General features: G+C 53.3%; 16 protein-coding genes. 14 read left to right on the top strand and 2 right to left on the bottom strand.

Annotated elements, in window-relative coordinates; translation table 11 throughout:
* Window positions 1-111: 111 nt before the first annotated feature.
* From J1782_RS01150 to J1782_RS01085, 14 genes are all read left to right on the top strand, one after another.
* Window positions 112-753 carry a phage baseplate assembly protein V gene (locus tag J1782_RS01150; RefSeq protein ID WP_217152183.1) on the top strand — a complete coding sequence of 214 codons (642 nt, stop codon included), beginning with the start codon at window positions 112-114 and terminating at the stop codon, window positions 751-753.
* 18 nt (window positions 754-771) lie between these two features.
* Window positions 772-1,122 (top strand): GPW/gp25 family protein, encoded by a 351-nt coding sequence (locus tag J1782_RS01145; protein WP_217152182.1) that lies wholly within the window; start codon window positions 772-774, stop codon window positions 1,120-1,122.
* Window positions 1,123-1,126: 4 nt separating this feature from the next.
* Window positions 1,127-2,035 (top strand): baseplate assembly protein, encoded by a 909-nt coding sequence (locus J1782_RS01140; protein ID WP_217152181.1) that lies wholly within the window; start codon window positions 1,127-1,129, stop codon window positions 2,033-2,035.
* A complete protein-coding gene (locus J1782_RS01135; protein ID WP_217152180.1) occupies window positions 2,028-2,558 on the top strand; it encodes a phage tail protein I in 531 nt (176 codons plus the stop codon). Before J1782_RS01140 ends, J1782_RS01135 begins: the two co-directional genes overlap by 8 nt.
* Window positions 2,559-2,572: 14 nt before the next feature.
* Window positions 2,573-4,891: a phage tail protein gene (locus tag J1782_RS01130; RefSeq protein ID WP_254302878.1), complete on the top strand. Its 2,319-nt coding sequence runs from the start codon at window positions 2,573-2,575 to the stop codon at window positions 4,889-4,891.
* Window positions 4,892-4,902: 11 nt separating this feature from the next.
* Window positions 4,903-5,427, top strand: a complete 525-nt coding sequence (locus J1782_RS01125) for a tail fiber assembly protein (protein ID WP_371819702.1) — start codon at window positions 4,903-4,905, stop codon at window positions 5,425-5,427.
* Window positions 5,428-5,549: 122 nt separating this feature from the next.
* A complete protein-coding gene (locus J1782_RS01120) occupies window positions 5,550-6,737 on the top strand; it encodes a phage tail sheath protein (protein WP_217152179.1) in 1,188 nt (395 codons plus the stop codon).
* An 11-nt stretch (window positions 6,738-6,748) separates the two neighbouring features.
* Window positions 6,749-7,267: a phage major tail tube protein gene (locus tag J1782_RS01115; RefSeq protein WP_217152178.1), complete on the top strand. Its 519-nt coding sequence runs from the start codon at window positions 6,749-6,751 to the stop codon at window positions 7,265-7,267.
* A gap of 57 nt (window positions 7,268-7,324) precedes the next feature.
* A complete protein-coding gene (locus tag J1782_RS01110; protein ID WP_217152177.1) occupies window positions 7,325-7,627 on the top strand; it encodes a phage tail assembly protein in 303 nt (100 codons plus the stop codon).
* Between the two features lie 32 nt (window positions 7,628-7,659).
* Complete coding sequence (locus J1782_RS01105; protein WP_198659659.1) at window positions 7,660-7,779, top strand: GpE family phage tail protein; 120 nt, start codon at window positions 7,660-7,662, stop codon at window positions 7,777-7,779.
* Window positions 7,772-10,222 carry a phage tail tape measure protein gene (locus J1782_RS01100; RefSeq protein ID WP_217152176.1) on the top strand — a complete coding sequence of 817 codons (2,451 nt, stop codon included), beginning with the start codon at window positions 7,772-7,774 and terminating at the stop codon, window positions 10,220-10,222. The genes J1782_RS01105 and J1782_RS01100 overlap by 8 nt, the downstream gene beginning before the upstream one ends.
* A 12-nt stretch (window positions 10,223-10,234) precedes the next feature.
* Window positions 10,235-10,699 carry a phage tail protein gene (locus J1782_RS01095; RefSeq protein WP_217152175.1) on the top strand — a complete coding sequence of 155 codons (465 nt, stop codon included), beginning with the start codon at window positions 10,235-10,237 and terminating at the stop codon, window positions 10,697-10,699.
* Window positions 10,696-11,862, top strand: a complete 1,167-nt coding sequence (locus J1782_RS01090; protein ID WP_217152173.1) for a phage late control D family protein — start codon at window positions 10,696-10,698, stop codon at window positions 11,860-11,862. Before J1782_RS01095 ends, J1782_RS01090 begins: the two co-directional genes overlap by 4 nt.
* 82 nt (window positions 11,863-11,944) lie before the next feature.
* Window positions 11,945-12,163 carry a DNA-binding transcriptional regulator gene (locus J1782_RS01085; protein ID WP_129637984.1) on the top strand — a complete coding sequence of 73 codons (219 nt, stop codon included), beginning with the start codon at window positions 11,945-11,947 and terminating at the stop codon, window positions 12,161-12,163.
* A 422-nt stretch (window positions 12,164-12,585) separates the two neighbouring features.
* On the opposite strand, the gene pflB is transcribed toward J1782_RS01085, so the two are convergent.
* Together pflB and focA are read right to left on the bottom strand one after the other, a co-directional pair.
* Entirely contained in the window at window positions 12,586-14,868 is a 2,283-nt protein-coding gene (gene pflB / locus J1782_RS01080; protein ID WP_152324167.1) for a formate C-acetyltransferase, read from the bottom strand.
* 74 nt (window positions 14,869-14,942) lie between these two features.
* Window positions 14,943-15,800: a formate transporter FocA gene (focA, locus tag J1782_RS01075; protein ID WP_095922616.1), complete on the bottom strand. Its 858-nt coding sequence runs from the start codon at window positions 15,798-15,800 to the stop codon at window positions 14,943-14,945.
* Window positions 15,801-15,963 lie beyond the last annotated feature (163 nt).

Genomic DNA, 15,963 nt, shown 5'->3' with positions numbered 1-15,963 from the left:
ATATATAATAATATATGTATTTAAATAACTGCTTTTTTAAGCTTGTTGTGCTGCCTGTCAAATAGCAATCCTGCATTGCTGACAGATCTCTCTGACGGCATCCTTTCCAGTATGAAAACACTCGAAACTCTATCCGAACTTGCCCGCGCCGTGCGCGACATTATCCGCATTGGCGTGGTTGCCGAAGTGAATACAACGTTGGGTGTCTGCCGTGTCCAGACCGGTGAGCTTGTTACTGACTGGTTGCACTGGCTGACGCCCCGCGCAGGGAGTGCCCGGACGTGGTGGGCTCCCTCTGTGGGTGAGCAGGTTTTGCTGCTTTCTCTTGGTGGTGAGCTCGATACCGGGTTTGTACTGCCGGGCATTTATTCCGATGACTTCCCCGCGCCGTCAGCATCACCGCAGGCGTATCACGTCAGTTTTCCTGATGGTGCCGTGCTGGAATACGAGCCGGAAAGCGGCGCGCTGACGGTAAGTGGCATTAAAACCGCGAAGATTTCCGCTGCAACGTCAATTAATGCCACTGCGCCAAATGTCACCGTCACGGCCAGTACCAAAATCACGCTTGATACGCCAGAGGTCGTCTGTACCAACAAGCTGACCACCGGCTCATTAGAGGTGCAAAAAGGCGGCGCGATGAAAGGCAATATTGCACACACCGGCGGCGCGTTTACGTCCAACGGTGTGCAGGTGGATACCCATACACACGGCGGCGTCCAGACTGGCGGTGGTAACACCGGCAAGCCCAACTGACCGCAGGGGAATTAAACAATGACTAATGCGAAATACCTCGGCATGTCCCGCAGTACCGGGCGCGCGGTTGAAGACATGGCGCACATCAACCAGTCGGTCAGTGATATTTTGCGCACGCCGATAGGTTCGCGGGTGATGCTCCGAAATTATGGGTCGTTGCTTTCCGCGCTGACCGACCAGCCACAAAACGCAGCGCTGCGGCTGCAAATCATGGCGGCGTGTTATTCGGCGATCCTCCGCTGGGAGCCCCGCATCAGCCTGTCCGGCATCACTTTTGACACCACGTATAGCGGGGAGATGGTGGTCAACATTACCGGTCATCGCACGGACTCTCCCGGCGGTTTTTCTTCTTCCATCCAACTGAGTTAACGCTATGGCCACAATTGATTTAAGCCTGCTTCCTGCCCCGGATGTGGTGGAGAAACTGGATTATGAAACCCTGCTTGCCGAGCGAAAAGCGACGTTGCTCTCTCTGTATGACGAGAGCGAACGCGAAGCCGTCGCGCGCACCTTGGCGCTGGAATCTGAGCCCATCGTCAAGCTGTTGCAGGAGAACGCTTACCGTGAGGTGATTTTGCGTCAGCGCGTCAATGAAGCGGCGCGCGCCAATATGCTGGCCTACGCGGCGGGGCGCGACCTTGACCAGCTCGGAGGAAATTACAACGTCAGCCGCTTGGTTATCACTGAGGCTGATGATTCTGTATTGCCGCCGATGGTTGAGGTGCTGGAAAGTGACGCTGATTTTCGGGTGCGCATTCAGCAGGCTTTCGAGGGGCTGAGCGTGGCCGGGTCAACCGGCGCTTACCAGTTTCATGGCCGCAGTGCTGATGGCCGGGTGGCGGATGTGTCAGTGATTAGCCCGACACCGGCCAGCGTGACGATTTCCGTACTTTCTCGCGAGGGTGACGGCACGGCCAGTGATGAGCTTATCGCTATCGTTAATACCGCGCTCAATGCCGAAGACGTTCGCCCGGTAGCTGACCGGGTGACTGTGCAATCCGCCGTGGTGGTGCCTTATCAGATTATCGCGAAGCTCTATGTTTATCCGGGCCCGGAGCTTGAGCCCGTCAGGCTGGCCGCAGTGGATAAGCTCAACGCCTATACGCTGGCACAGCACAGGCTGGGGCGCGATATTCGCCTCTCGGCTATCTATGCCGCGCTGCACGTTGAAGGTGTTCAGCGTGTCGAGCTCACGCAGCCGCTGGCCGATATCGTGCTCGATGACACGCAGGCTTCATATTGCACTGCATCCTCAATCACAATCGGGGGCACCGATGAGTAATGCACGACTCTTACCCGTCGGTTCATCGCCGCTGGAGGTCGCCGCTGCTGCGGCTTGCGCCGAGCTGACCGCCGTCCGGGTGCCGCTGCGTGATTTATGGAACCCGCAGACCTGCCCGGCGAAGTTCTTACCCTATCTGGCATGGGCGTTTTCGGTTGACCGGTGGGATGAGAAATGGCCGGAAGTCACCAAGCGCGGCGTTATTCAATCGGCTTATTTTATTCACAGCCACAAAGGCACCATCAGCGCGATCCGCCGTGTGGTCGAGCCGCTGGGGTATGTCCTTAAAATCTCTGAGTGGTGGGAGACTAACAGCCCGCCGGGTACGTTTCGGCTTGATATCGGTGTGCTGGAGAGCGGCATCACCGAGGAAATGTATCAGGAGATGGAGCGGCTTATTGCGGATGCCAAACCGGCCAGCCGCCACCTTGAAACGCTGACCATCATTCAGGATATCCCCGGTCATATTTTTATCGGCGCGCTTTCTTATGACGGCGACGTTATCACCGTTTATCCGGCCTAATCAGAGGACATTTCATGGCGACGTATAAAGCATTACTGACCACCGCCGGTGCGGCCAAAATTGCCGCCGCGACGGCAGGCGGGACGCAGGTCAACATCACACAGATGGCCGTCGGTGATGGGGGCGGAAAGCTCCCGACCCCGGACTCAAAACAGACCAAGCTGATTAATGAGGTTTATCGCGCGGGTCTCAACCGACTGAGTATTGACGCAAAGAACAGTAACTATCTGGTAGCCGAGCTGGTGATCCAGTCGGAAATCGGCGGCTTCTGGATGCGGGAGATGGGGCTTTATGATGCTGACGGCGTGCTGATTGCCGTCAGTAATATGGCTGAAAGCTATAAGCCGGAATTAGCTGAAGGGGCGGGCCGCTTACAGACGCTGCGCATGGTGCTGATTGTCAGTGAGATTAACGCCATTGCCCTGAGCATTGATGGCTCCACGGTCATGGCCACCAAAGATTATGTTGATGATAAGTTGGCCGAGCATGAGAAATCACGCAACCATCCCGACGGCACGCTGACGGCAAAAGGGTTTGTCCAGCTTAACAGCTCGGTCAGCAGTACCAGTGAGGTGCTTGCAGCGACGCCAAAGGCGGTGAAAGCCGCGAATGACAACGCGAATGGTCGCGTCCCCTCCACCCGTAAAATCAACGGTAAGGCATTAAGCGCAGATCAGAATCTTACAGCCGCAGACGTTGGGGGGCTGCCTGTTATAACGACGGTATTAGGTGCGACCAATATCAACACGCTAAATCTTGGGATGATTGGTCTTTATGTGCAAAGCACCGGAGCCAATGCGACCGCGGCAAACGGTTATCCGTCAGGTTCGCAGGCGGCGGGCGTACTGGAGGTGATACCAGCATCATGGACAGGCGGCGTGTTGCAACGTTACACCGTGCAAAATACCGGCATGGTATGGACTCGGGCGTTAAACGCTTCGTGGAATGGTACTGATGGGCCATGGCGTGACTGGGTGCAGGCCAGTACGGCCGGTTCGGTTGCGGCAAATACTGCCCTCGGTGCCACTGACCTTAACACCGTGGGTTTTGGTCTGACGGCCGTTCAGGCCGTTGTTTATCACCAATCCGCCAATGCGTCTGCGACGGTGGAAAGAAACTACCCGGAAGCCAAGGCGGGTACGTTGTTTGTGACCGGCAGCGCTTACGGCTGTCAGCAGATGTATATCACCTTTGATACCTGCAACGTCTGGATGCGCGGGCTTTCAACCAACTGGAATGGCAAAGATGGCCCATGGCGTCCGTGGGTGGCGGTTTACGGCACCAACAATAAACCGACAGCCGCAGACGTTGGTGCATGGACGGCAGCACAAAGCGCCGCCAGCGAAAAAGCACTGGCTGATGAAATCGCTACGGCGTTTAAAATTCGCACCAACTTAGCCGCCACAGATACCCCCAACACTCTGCGCGGGTCTGGCATGTTTGGGCATTATGGCGTACCCGGTGTTGCTGCTGCGACCACGGATAAGGGCTACCCGATGAATGGATTCGTGGGCGTTATTTTCGTGACGTGGGGTCCGAATGCGACACAGCAAATTGCCTTTAATAATAACGGTCGACAATTCACCCGTTCAGCCACCGGGGCATGGAATGGGGTAGATGGCCCATGGTCAGCATGGAACGAAATTTATTGTCAGGCTAATAAGCCGACTCCGGCTGATGTTGGTGCACTGCCTGCTGGTGGGACGGCTGTTGCAGCCACCAAGCTGGCAACAGCACGTAAGATTGCCGGGGTGGCGTTTGATGGTAGCGCGGATATTAATATCAGCGCAGGTAACGTGGGCGCTTATCCTCAGTCTGGCGGGAACGTTGGCGGCTATGTCAATGCAACCTATTTAAGTGCTACGCAGCCCCCCAATCCGGGAAAAGAAGTTCAGGGAACATTTATCGGCTGGAATGAAACAGGCGGGCAAGGCGAGTCTGATTTTGTTAATAACCGTGGCGGGGGCGTTGGCGGCTTTATTTTCAGGACGGTAACGACCAACAATTCAACAGAAACGGGGAGGGTAACATTTAGCGGTACGGGGGATGTGTATCCGGGGCGCGACATAAATACGGCTGGATATATCTACGAAAGATCACAGCGCGTATATAGCCCCAATAACCCGCCGCCGACAGGAGCGGCTGTGACGGGTGTCCGGCTCTCTAATGCAAACTGGACGGGGCAGATTGGTAACAATGTGCTTAATTACGACAACGGGCAGGTTCTGACCGGTGTGCAATCAACAGCGAACTACGCTATTAACATGCAGTTTGCTGTCAGGCAGGTGCAAGTTTGTATCGGTGGAAACTGGTACGGCACCACCAGTCTTTAAGGGGAAGCCAAGTGATTATTTATAAAAATTTCAAAAGTTATGTGCCAAAAAATAACCCCTTCCCGGAGGCAGGCATTATTTTCTTGTGCGATGCAGAAGGTAATGACTGGTACGAATCACAGAAAGCATTCAGTGCCGACACGTTGAAAATCGTATTCAATGGTGAGGGAGTAATTATTTCTGCGGGTGGTGATGTCTCGGCGTTATGGCCGCAAAATAACTCAGTTGCGGAAATACCGCTAGCGGGTATCCCGGAAGGATTTTCAGCGAGGGGAGAGTGGTGTTTTGATGGTTCAAATATAATTGCGAAATCATATACACCAGAAGAACATATTGCTCTAGCTGAGACAAAGCGGGCAGACCTTTACGCAGCGTCTAATGCTGCTATCGCTCCGTTGCAAGATGCTGTTGATATTGACGATGTAACAGAAGAAGAAATGGCAAGTCTTAAAGACTGGAAAAAATACCGTGTCGCACTCAACCGGCTTGATTTGTCCGTTGCGCCGGATATCGACTGGCCGCAATTGCCCGCCTGACTCATCGCCCCGCAAGGGGCTTTTTTTCGCCTGTTGTACAGCCCGCCTCCCAACGCTTACCGCTCGCCCTGACTGCCGTTAAACAACAAAATTGCCTTGCCTATTTTAACGGAGTTAACCCGATGAGTGATTTTCACCACGGCGTGCAGGTCGTCGAAATTAACGACGGAACGCGCGTTATTTCCACCGTATCCACGGCCATTATCGGCATGGTCTGCACGGCTAATGATGCTGATGATAAAGCCTTTCCGCTTAACACGGCGGTTTTAATTACCGATGTGATCGCCGCCCAAGGCAAAGCCGGTAAAACCGGTACGCTTTTGGCGGCGCTTTCGGCCATTGGTGACCAGTGCAAGCCAGTCACCGTTGTGGTTCGTGTTGCAGAGTCAGAGAATGAAGATGAAGAAGAAGCCAAGGCCGAAACCCTGTCTAATATCCTCGGCGGTGCCAGTGCTGACGGCAAATATACAGGCCTGAAAGCACTGCTTACTGCCGAGGCGGTCACCGGCGTAAAACCGCGTATTTTGGGTGTGCCGGGTCTGGACTCTCAGGAAGTGGCCACGGCGCTGGCCTCGGTCTGCCAGTCGCTGCGCGCGTTTGGCTACATCAGCGCGTGGGAATGTAAAACCCTTTCTGATGCCATCAAATACCGTGACAATTTCAGCCAGCGCGAGCTGATGCTTATCTGGCCTGATTTTATTTCATGGGACACCACGGCAAACGCCAGTGCTACCGCTTACGCGACGGCGCGCGCCTTGGGTCTGCGCGCCAAAATTGACCAAGATACCGGCTGGCATAAAACCCTGTCTAACGTTGGCGTCAACGGCGTGACCGGTATCAGCGCCTCGGTGTTTTGGGATTTGCAGGCCTCCGGCACGGATGCTGACCTGCTTAATGAGGCGGGTGTCACGACGCTGGTTCGCAAAGACGGCTTCCGTTTTTGGGGTAACCGCACGTGCTCTGATGACCCGCTATTTCTGTTTGAGAACTACACCCGCACCGCGCAGGTACTGGCAGACACAATGGCCGAAGCGCACATGTGGGCGGTGGATAAGCCCATGACGGCAACGCTTATCCGCGACATCATCGACGGCATCAACGCCAAATTCCGTGAGCTCAAATCCAATGGCTACATCATTGACGGCAATTGCTGGTTTGATGAATCCGCCAACGATAAAGAGACCTTGAAAGCCGGGAAACTTTATATCGATTATGACTACACGCCGGTGCCGCCGCTGGAGAGCCTGACCCTGCGTCAGCGTATCACGGACACCTACCTCGTTAATCTGGCCGCATCCGTCAACAGCTAAAGGCAATCACAATGGCACTTCCTCGCAAACTGAAATACCTCAACCTGTTTAACGACGGCCTGAGCTATATGGGCGTGGTGCAGTCGGTCACACTGCCCAAACTGACCCGCAAGCTTGAGAACTATCGCGGCGGCGGTATGAACGGCTCCGCGCCGGTGGATTTTGGTCTGGACGACGACGCGCTGACCGTTGAGTGGTCAATGGGCGGGCTCCCGGACGCCACCCTGTGGGCGCAGTATGCCACCGCCGGTGCGGCGGATGTGCCGCTGCGTTTTGCCGGGTCTTTCCAGCGCGACGACACCGGCGACGTCTCCGCCGTGGAGATTGTTATGCGCGGGCGTCATAAAGAAATCGACACCGGCGACATGAAACAGGGGGAAGACACAGAAAGCAAAATCACCACGCAGTGCACGTATTACAAGCTGGTGATTGATGGCAGTACGCTGATTGAAATCGACACCGTGAACATGGTCGAGATGGTCAACGGCACTGACATGTTGGAAAAACACCGCCGCAATATCGGCCTGTAATCACCACGTGGCCGGTAACCGCTGGCCACGCCCATAACCTGACGTGGAGATAATCCGATGAGCAATAAAGACCTGACTACCGCCGACGAAAACACCAACGTCGTGACGCTGGATAAACCCATCAAGCGCGGCGAAACCCTGATTGATTCGGTGACGGTTATCCGTCCCACTGCCGGAGCATTGCGCGGCGTCGGTTTGGCTGACGTGGCTAATGCGCAGGTTGATGCGCTGCTGGTAGTACTGCCGCGCATCACTTACCCGAGCCTGACAAAAGAAGAGTGTAACGCGCTGGAGCTGCCAGACCTTGTGGCGCTGGCGGGCAAGGTGATTGGTTTTTTATCGCCGAATTCGGAACACTGACGTTCCCGCCCCGCTTTGGGGTAGATGACCTGATGGCTGACGTGGCGGTGGTCTTTCACTGGCCACCGTCAGAGCTCTATCCGATGAGCCCCGCCGAGCTCGCACAATGGCGCGCAAAGGCAATCGAACGAAGTGGACACGCCAATGAGTAACGTTAAGTTGCAGGTTCTGCTCAAGGCCGTTGACCAAGCAAGTCGCCCGTTTAAATCCATCCAGACAGCGAGTAAGTCGCTGTCCGGGGATATCCGAAATACCCAAAACTCCCTCAAATCCCTGAACGCCCAAGCCGGGCGTATTGAGGGTTTTCGTAAAACGAGCGGTCAGCTTGCCGTTACCGGCCAGTCTCTTAAGAATGCAAAACAGGAAGCCGCCGCGCTGGCTGTCCAGTTTAAAAACACCACCAATCCAACGCGGGCGCAGGCCAAGGCGCTGGAAGATGCCAAGCGCGCTGCGTCTGACCTGCAAACTAAATACAACGGACTGAGGCAATCAGTGCAGCGTCAGCGTCAGGAACTGGCGCAGGCCGGGATTAATACGCGCACGCTGTCAGCCGATGAGCGCCGCCTGAAAACCTTCGTCAGCGAGACGACGGCGCAGCTCAACCGTCAGCGTGATGCGCTCGCCCGCGTCAGTGCGCAGCAGGCCAGACTCGGTACGGTAAAAAAGCGCTATGACTCCGGCAAGCAGTTAGCCGCCGGGGCGCGCGGGGCGGGCATGGCTGGCGTCGGTGTGGCTGCCGCCGGACTGTATGGGGAAGCCCGGTTTATTGCGCCGGGCATTGGTTTTGATAAACAGATGTCAGGCACGCAGGCCATTCTTGGCCTTGATAAGGGCGATGAGAAACTTGGACAAATTCGTAAGCAGGCGCGTGATATCGGCGCGACAACGGCGTTTTCTCCGGGCGACGTTGCCCGCACGCAGACCACGCTTGCCCGCTCGGGCTATGACGCCGATTCAGTGCTGGCCGCAACGGGTTCCACCGTTAACCTGAGCCTTGCGGCGGATGTGGATATTGCCGAAGCCGCCGACATCATCACCAATATGCAATCGGCGTTTAACCTGCCGACTACGGAAATTCAGCGCGTAGCGGACGTGATGACCAAGGGGTTTACCTCGTCAAATACCGGGCTAATTGAGCTTGGCGAAGCGATGAAATATGTGGCGCCCATTGCTGAGGCGGCGGGTGCCAGCATCGAAGACACGACGGCCATGCTCGGCGTGATGGCGGATAACGGGATTAAGGGGTCGATGGCCGGTACAGGAGCAAGCGCTATTTTCAGCCGTCTGCAAGCCCCCATCGGTCAGGCTCCGGCGGCGCTCAATGAACTGGGTATTAAAACCCGAGACACAAAAGGCAACATGCTGCCGGTCGTGGGGATCCTCCAGTCGATTGACCGGTCTTTTAAAAAGAACAAACTCGGCACCGCTCAGCAGGCTGAATATCTGAAAGTGATTTTTGGTGAAGAGGCCATGAAGGGCGCGGTTAAGCTGGTTGCCGCTGCGGGAAACGGCAACCTTGCCGAGAAGCAAGGGGCAATTAAAGACTCTGCCGGTACTACGGAGCGTATCGCCAAAGTCCAGACCGACAACCTCGACGGCGATTTAAAAAACCTCGCCTCGGCATGGGAAGATTTACAGATTGAGGTCTTTGAGAAACAGGATAAGACCCTCCGCCGCCTGACCACCTCGGCCACCGACTGGTTAGGGAAAATCGGGGCATGGACGAAAGCCAATCCAGAGCTGACGAAAACACTTTTTGCTTTGGTCTCCGGTGCGCTGGCTATCATCGGTGTGCTTGGCGGAATCGGTCTTATTGCGTGGCCGGTGATTGCGGGCATTAATGCGATTATCGCCGTCGCCGGAACGCTCGGAGTGATATTCAGCGCGGCGGGAGCGGCCATTGTCACTGCGCTGGGGGCAATAACCTGGCCGGTGTTGGCCATCGGCGCGCTGTTTGTCGCTGCGGCTCTGCTCATCCGTAAATACTGGGAGCCTATCAGCGCCTTTTTCAGCGGCGTGATAGAAGGGTTGGGTATTGCGTTTGAGCCGGTGAAAGAGATGTTTGCGCCGTTGAAGCCGGTCTTTGAATGGCTTGGGGATAAACTCAAGGTCGTATGGCAGTGGTTTAAAGACCTGATTCAACCCGTGAAATCAACCAAGGAAACCCTCGATAGTTGTAAAGATGCGGGGGTGTCGTTTGGTCATGCTGTGGCAAATGCTCTTACCGCGCCATTGCAGGTGGCCAATAAGCTGCGTCGCGGTGTGGTTTGGCTGCTGGAAAAACTCGGCGTAGTGAAGAAAGAGTCTGACGACCTCGACAAAAACGCTGATAAAGCGGAGCTGCGTTCAAAATCTGATGCCGGTAATGCGGCGGAGTATCAGCCGCCGGGCGGTAATTTTGGATTCAGTTACGGCTACGTGCCGGTGTCGGCGGGTGGTGGGCGTTCTTACACCGACAACAGCAAAAACAGTTATCAGATTTCTGTTGGTGCCGGTATGGGCGCGCAGGATACCAGCCGTCAGGTTATTGACGCGTTGGACGCCCGCGAACGTCAGCGCCGCGCAGAGTCTCGCTCTCGCATGGATCATGATTAAGGGGATTTGCACATGATGTTAACGCTCGGATTGTTTGTCTTTCAGCTCCAGACCGTTCCCTATCAGAGCCTGCAACGCAGTGTGGATTACCGCTGGCCGTCAAACAGTCGCATCGGCCAGCGCCCCGCGCTGCAATTTCTTGGCGTGAATGAGGAAAAAATTACCCTGTCCGGTGTGCTGATGCCGGAAATCACCGGCGGACGTCTGTCCCTGCTGACGCTGAATCTGATGGCCGATGAGGGCAAGGCGTGGCCGCTGCTGGAGGGCTCCGGCACCATTTATGGCATGTTCGTAGTCGAGAGCATCAGTGAAACTCGTACAGAATTCTTTGCCGATGGTAGCGCGCGCAGCATTGAGTTCACACTGACGCTCACCCGAGTGGATGAGTCAATGACGGCCATGTTTGGTGATTTGCAGACGCAGGCTGACGGCCTGCTGAATAAGGCTAGTACGGCCATGCAAGGAGTGCTGTCATGATTACAGGGTTGACGCTCGACGCCGGGGCAACCATGGCACCGGCATTTATGCTGACGCAGGCGGGTAATGACATCACGAAAGATATCAGCGCCCGGCTGTTATCTCTGACGCTCACGGATAACAGGGGGTTTGAAGCTGACCAGCTCGATATTGAGCTGGACGACAGTGACGGTCAGGTGGAGATGCCTGCGCGCGGTGCGGTGCTCTCACTGTTCTTGGGCTGGCAGGGTGCGGCGCTGCTCGGTAAGGGGCTATTTACGGTTGATGAAGTTGAACACCGTGGCGCGCCGGATACGCTGACCATCCGGGCGCGCAGTGCTGACTTTCGCGGCACCCTGAACTCACGGCGTGAAATGTCATACCATGACACCACTCTCGGTCAGGTGGTGGAGCAAATTGCGGCGCGTAATAAGCTGACAGCCAGCGTAGCCACGCAACTGAACGCCATTAGCATCCCACACATCGACCAGTCTCAGGAATCTGACGCCAAGTTCTTAACCCGTCTGGCCACGCGCAACGGGGCTGATGTCTCAGTGAAAGCCGGTAAGTTACTTTTTCTGAAAGCGGGGAGCGGCACCACCGCCAGCGGCAAACCCATACCGGCCATGACGATTGAGCGCGCCGACGGTGACCGGCATCAGTTCGCCATTGCTGATCGGGGCGCATATACAGGCGTAACGGCCAAATGGTTGCACACCAAAGACCCCAAGCCGAAAAAGCAAAAGGTCAAAATCCAGCGAAAGCCGAAGTTTAAACAACTGCGCGCACTGCAACACCCCAAAGCGAAACCGGTTAAAGCCAAGGCGTCGGCAGTCAAAATACCTGAAGCCAAAGAAGGTGAATACATGGCCGGTGAAGCGGATAACGTTTTTGCGCTGACCACCACCTATGCGAGTAAGGCGCAGGCCATGCGCGCAGCGGCGGCTAAGTGGGATAAATTACAGCGCGGTGTGGCCGAGTTTTCTATCACTCTGGCGCTCGGGCGGGCAGATTTATATCCAGAAACGCCAATAGCGGTTAAAGGGTTTAAGCGCGTCATAGACGAGCAGGCGTGGATAATCACTAAGGTGGTTCACTCACTCAGTAATAGTGGCTACACGACGGCCTTAGACCTTGAGGTGAAGCTTTCAGATGTGGAGTATGAAACGGAAGGGGAAGATTAAATATAAGACTTAACTGTTTGTTTTAAATGAATTTAATGGTTAAAATCAACGCATCTTACAGAGAGTCATTGAGGTGGTGATCATGTTCCATTGTCCAATCTGCAAATATGCTGCACATACGCGTTCAAGTCGTTATCTGAGCGAAAACACTAAAGAGCGTTATAACCAGTGTCAGAACATCAATTGCGGGCATACGTTTAAGACAATGGAGTCATTCGACGGCTCAATTATGAAACCGGGACATATCAACGCAGTGATGCCTCACCCAACCTCGCACGGTCAGCAAACCTTCCTGATGTAGATGAATACTGAAAAACGAAAAAGCCCCGCAAAGTTAATTGCGGGGCTTTTTTTGTCTTTAAATCTCGAAATGGTCAATATGTGGACACGCTTTAAAATAAATCCTTTTATTTCAATAAATTAAACCCTAATCAATGTCCCCTTGAACTGACATTGCGGGTTATTCTCCATATTGACCAATGAATAGCAGTCTACATGTGCGGGTGCTGGTCTGGCAGAGATAAACTGGAAACTACAGGTTTATGATACCAGACAATCAATAAGGTTGATTGTCAGCAATGGCGGTACTGCTTTGCCAGAGGTCCACGGCGTATAGCGCTCTGGCAAAACAGACTGTCGCGAAGACAGTGCGGGTAGTGAGGATGAAACAAAGGCTCCACGTTGTGGAGCCTTTATATATCACGCTAAATCATCAGCAGATTATTACAGGGACTTGGTGAAAGTACGGGTAATAACGTCTTGTTGCTGTTCTTTAGTCAGTGAGTTGAAGCGTACTGCATAACCAGATACACGGATGGTCAGCTGAGGATAGTTTTCAGGATGTTCCATCGCATCTAACAGCATTTCGCGGTTCATGACGTTCACGTTCAGGTGTTGACCACCTTCGATGGACGCTTCGTGGTGGAAGTAACCATCCATCAGGCCCGCGAGGTTCGCTTTACGAACATCATCATCTTTACCCAGCGCATTTGGAACGATAGAGAAGGTATAAGAAATACCATCTTTTGCGTAAGCAAACGGCAGTTTAGCAACAGAAGTCAGAGAGGCAACAGCACCTTTCTGGTCACGACCGTGCATTGGGTTAGCGCCTGGGCCAAATGGAGCACCCGCACGACGACCGTCTGGGGTGTTACCAGTTTTCTTACCATAAACCACGTTAGAGGTGATGGTCAGAACAGACTGAGTTGCTACAGCGCCACGGTAGGTACGCAGTTTCTGAATTTTCTTCATGAAACGTTCTACCAGGTCACAAGCGATGTCATCTACGCGAGAATCGTTGTTACCGAACTGTGGATATTCGCCTTCAATTTTGAAGTCTACAGCCAGGCCGTCTTCGTCACGGATGGTGCTAACTTTTGCATATTTGATAGCAGACAGGGAGTCAGCAGCAACTGACAGACCTGCGATACCACATGCCATTGTGCGATAAACATCACGGTCATGCAGCGCCATCAACGCAGCTTCGTAGCTGTATTTGTCGTGCATGTAGTGAATGATGTTCAGTGCTGTGACATACTGTTTAGCCAGCCAGTCCATGAAGTGATCCATGCGGTCCATAACTTTGTCATAGTCCAGCACTTCATCCATCATTGGCGCTTCTTTAGGGCCAACCTGGATTTTCATTTTTTCATCAACGCCGCCGTTGATTGCATACAGCATGGTTTTCGCCAGGTTTGCACGAGCACCGAAGAACTGCATTTGTTTACCCACAACCATTGGGCTCACACAACAAGCGATAGCGTAGTCATCGTTGTTGAAATCAGGACGCATCAGGTCATCGTTCTCATACTGTACAGATGAGGTATCGATAGACACTTTCGCTGCGTACTTTTTGAAGTTCATTGGCAGCTTTTCAGACCACAGGATGGTCATGTTCGGCTCTGGTGAAGGCCCCATGGTGTACAGAGTATTCAGGAAGCGGAAGCTGTTTTTGGTTACCAGAGTACGACCATCAACCCCCATACCTGCCAGGGATTCAGTCGCCCAGATTGGGTCACCAGAGAACAGTTCATCATACTCAGGCGTACGCAGGAAACGAACCATACGCAGTTTCATAACCAGGTGGTCAATCAGTTCCTGAGCTTGTTCTTCGTTCAGTTTGCCTGCTTTGATATCACGTTCGATGAACACGTCAAGGAAGGTAGATACGCGACCGAAGGACATTGCAGCACCGTTCTGAGATTTCACCGCAGCCAGGTAGCCGAAGTAAGTCCATTGAACCGCTTCTTGTGCGTTGGTAGCAGGACCAGAAATGTCGCAACCGTATTTGGCAGCCATTTCTTTAATCTGACCCAGAGCACGGTGTTGTTCAGAGATTTCTTCACGCAGCTGGATGGTCATTTCCAGATTCACGCCGTTTTCCAGATCATTTTGCAGAGACTGGAATTGTGCGTATTTATCAGCCATCAGGAAATCAATACCATACAGCGCAACGCGACGGTAGTCACCGATGATACGGCCACGGCCATAAGCATCTGGCAGACCGGTCAGAACGCCAGATTTACGGCAGTTCAGGATGTCTTTGGTGTAAACGTCGAAAACACCCTGGTTATGGGTTTTACGGTAGTCGGTGAAAACTTTTTTCAGCGCTGGATCCAGTTCACGGCCATAAACTTTACATGAACCTTCAACCATTTTAATGCCGCCGAATGGGATCAGAGCACGTTTTAATGGCGCGTCAGTTTGCAGACCAACGATAGTTTCCAGAGATTTATTGATGTAGCCAGCGTCATGAGAAGTGATGGTAGCCGCAACGTCAGTATCAAAATCAACAGGAGCCTTAGTGCGGTTCTCCAGTTTGATACCTTCCATTACTTTATCCCACAGGGTGGTTGTCGCTTGAGTCGCGCCAGCCAGGAAGGATTCATCACCTTCATACGGTGTGTAGTTTTTCTGAATGAAGTCGCGGACGTTTACGCCATTCTGCCATTCACCAGCACTAAAACCTTCCCATGCGTTGGTCAATTTTTCATTGAGCTTGGACATTTTGCACCTACCTTCTAATTTGGATTTCTTAAAAATCGCGTGTAAAACTGTCGTAACAAGAGTGCCACGTTGTATCAGTGGTGCTTCTCATCGCGAAGATATATGACCCAATACGTTAACCCTACCAGCAAACCGCCCCCAATGATGTTACCGATGGTCACAGGAATGAGATTGTCGATGATAAAGTTAGTGATGTTCAGTTCTGCGAATTGTGCCGGAGTTGCGCCGACAGCCTGCCAGAATTCTGGTGTCGCAAAGTTCTTCACCACGATGCCTAAAGGGATCATGAACATGTTGGCAATGCTGTGCTCGAAACCGCTGGCGACGAACATGCCGACGGGGAGGATCATTGCGAACATTTTGTCCATCAGACTGCGGCCGGAGTAACTCATCCATACCGCCAGGCAAACCATCAGGTTAGCCAGAATCCCCAGACAAACGGCTTCAATAAACGTGTGATGCATTTTATGGTCAGCAGTTTGCAGAACGTTCAGTCCCCACAAACCATTATCGACCATATACTCACCTGAGAACCAAATCAGTGCGACAAAGAACAGGCATCCGATAAGGTTACCAATATAGACATTGACCCAGTTACGTGCCAATTGCCCCCAGGTGATACGCCCGCTGGCTTTCGCAATCACGATAAGCACAGTGGAAGTAAACAGGTCAGCGCCGCAGACAACGACCAGCATTAAACCCAGTGAGAAGCAGATGCCCCCAACGAGTTTTGCGAGGCCGTAAGGGACTGTGCCGGTGCCTGTGGTGGCAGTGATATAAAAAGCAAAGGCGATAGAAATAAAGACGCCAGCAGTAATGGCTAAAAAGAATGTTTTTAACGGCTGTTTGGTGGCTTTATAAACGCCGGCATCTTCAGCAACTTTCGCTGTAGCGGCGGGTAATATTAGATCGAAGGGGTTGTCAGCTTTCACATTAACTCTCTTATTCAGGGCTATGCACTGCGCAACGAGATACTAGCAAAGCAGTATAACGTAAAAATTGACGTGGATCATACGAGGCGGTTTTTGGTGCTTTTTGATGTACTACTGAAGGGGTGGTTTTTTGCTTAACTCAATGAAAATAAAAGAATAAAAA

The organism is Rahnella sp. BCC 1045 (genome assembly GCF_019049615.1).
In the GTDB taxonomy this organism is placed as follows: domain Bacteria; phylum Pseudomonadota; class Gammaproteobacteria; order Enterobacterales; family Enterobacteriaceae; genus Rahnella; species Rahnella contaminans.
The sequence above is the reverse complement of the archived record's forward strand: the minus strand, read 5'-3'. Positions and strand labels throughout refer to the sequence as shown.